1 protein-coding gene is annotated in these 2,009 nt (G+C 66.0%); it reads right to left on the bottom strand.

Annotation, left to right across the window (positions count from 1 at the left end; translation table 11 throughout):
• Positions 1–120: 120 nt before the first annotated feature.
• Positions 121–1,845 carry an IS1634 family transposase gene (locus tag ABEA43_RS67640; RefSeq protein ID WP_345581514.1) on the bottom strand — a complete coding sequence of 575 codons (1,725 nt, stop codon included), beginning with the start codon at positions 1,843–1,845 and terminating at the stop codon, positions 121–123.
• Between the last annotated feature and the right edge of the window lie 164 nt (positions 1,846–2,009).

Below are 2,009 nucleotides of genomic sequence, written 5' to 3'. Positions count from 1 at the left end.
CCGGGGTTCCGCAGCTGGTAGTCACACGTGAGCCCGGATTTGGATGTTGACCTGGGAGAATGCGTGTAGGGCCGGGGAGGGTCGTGTGCCTATGCCCTCGGCGGCCGGTCGCTCATCAGGTCAGGCAGGTTCGAAGACGGAGACCCGTGCCGGTGGTGTGATGGAAAGTGCCTGGTAGACGGCTCGTTGTGCGGGTCGTAGCGGGGTGGTGTGGATGACGGTTCCGGCCGGTCCGGCGAGGGTGACTTGGGACAGACGGGACAATTCGCGGTTGATCCGGGGCCATCTTTGCCCGCATCCGCGTTCGGCGACGCGGGTCAGCAGCAGGGCGAGCCAGCAGATCAGCACGTGCGCGCGGATGCGGTGTTCGAGCCGGTGGAAGATGGGCCGGAGCAGCAGTTCGGACTTCATGTCCCGGAAGCCTCGCTCGGCTTCAAGAAGGTTTTTGTATCCGAGTGCGGCGTCTTCGGTGCTGATGTCGGGGTCTGAGGTGGCCAGCAGGTACTTGCCGTCCAGTCGTTCTTCGGCCTTGACCTTGGCCCGGTCGATCACCAGGCGTCCGTTCTTCTGCTGGCGGATCCACCGCTTGAGCGTGGGATGGTCGCGCAGCGCGCACTCGGCTCGGACGTGGGCGGTCTCGGCCTTCTCCCGCGCCTTGGCGCTCAGCTCGCGCCTGGCCTCCCGCTCGCGCTGGGCTCTGATGCGCTCCAGTTCGGCCTCGATCCGCGTGATCGCCTGCTCACGGTGCTGCTTGTCGCGTTGTTCCTGGTCGGGATTGTGGCAGATGATGAACCGCACGTCGCCGGCGCCGTCGAGGCGGACTTCCTTGACGCGCAGGTTGTCGCGCACCTGCTGGTAGCGGCCCTGCCGCGACAGTGCCTGCTCCACCAGGGCGCCGCCGTCGCGCATGCGCATCCCGGCGATGTAGTGGCCGCCCGCGCGGCGCAGGTAGGCCAGGTTGTCGGCGCTGGAGAAGCCGCGGTCCACCACGGTGATCACGCGGCCCAGCTTCCAGGCGCGCATGTCGTCCTTGACCTGCTCCAGCACGCTCTGGTCATTGCTGTGGCCGGGCCAGCACCACACCCGGACCGGGATGCCCTCGCGGGTGACCGCCAGCCCGATGACGATCTGCGGCAGGTCATCACGGTGGTCCTTGGACTTGCCGTAGGTGCGAAACGCCTGCTCGCCGGACTCTTCCTCATCGCGTTCGAAGTAGGTCGAGGTGGTGTCGAAGAACAGCAGATCGACTTCGAGGTTCAGCAGGTGGGCGACGGCGAAGAACACCGCCTCCTGGACCTCGCCTTGAGTGTCGGCCTCCACCAGCAGGTCCATCGCCCGATATGCCTGGTCGTCGTCCATTGCGGCCAAACCGGGAATGATCACATCCTGGCTGGCCCATTCAGCGGCCGACAGCTTGCTCATCGGCGCGATCGCCCGGTTGGCGACCAGCGCGAACAGCACGCGTTCCATGTTGGTGGTGAAGCGCCGGCCATCGGCCGCCTTCTTGATCGCCGAGGCGACGGCCAGGTGCCGCCACAGGCCCTCCAGCAGCCAGACGGCGCCCACGGGACGGGAATCGACCACCTCGATCGGCGCGCTGCCGGCATGCTGCCCGATCTCGACGGCGTCATCGGCCTGGCCGCAGTTGTCCAGGCCGTCGCCGAAGTGCTTGCGGATAGAGGCCGCCAGCCCGAGCAGGCCGCCCACGTCCAGGCGGTCGATCCGGCCCAGGTTCATCAGCACATCCGGCTTGCTCTTGCCATCCACGCGCCGGTTGTGGGCCAGCGCGACATATCTGACGACACTGCCGTCCGCGTTGGTTCGCTGGGTGAACCGCAAGTACATGACTACACAGAACCACGAACCTTGAGCTCACATACATGAAATCTTCGAAGTCGTGTTACTACACTCTCGGGCCTTCGTGACGCCCCGGAGCTCTCTGCAAGCCATCTACCAGCAGATTCTCCCAGCCCAGTCTCCACGTGTGACTACGAACTGCGGAACCCGGG

It is taken from the genome of Nonomuraea rosea (assembly GCF_039539705.1).
Classification (GTDB): domain Bacteria; phylum Actinomycetota; class Actinomycetes; order Streptosporangiales; family Streptosporangiaceae; genus Nonomuraea; species Nonomuraea rosea.
The sequence above is the reverse complement of the archived record's forward strand: the minus strand, read 5'-3'. Positions and strand labels throughout refer to the sequence as shown.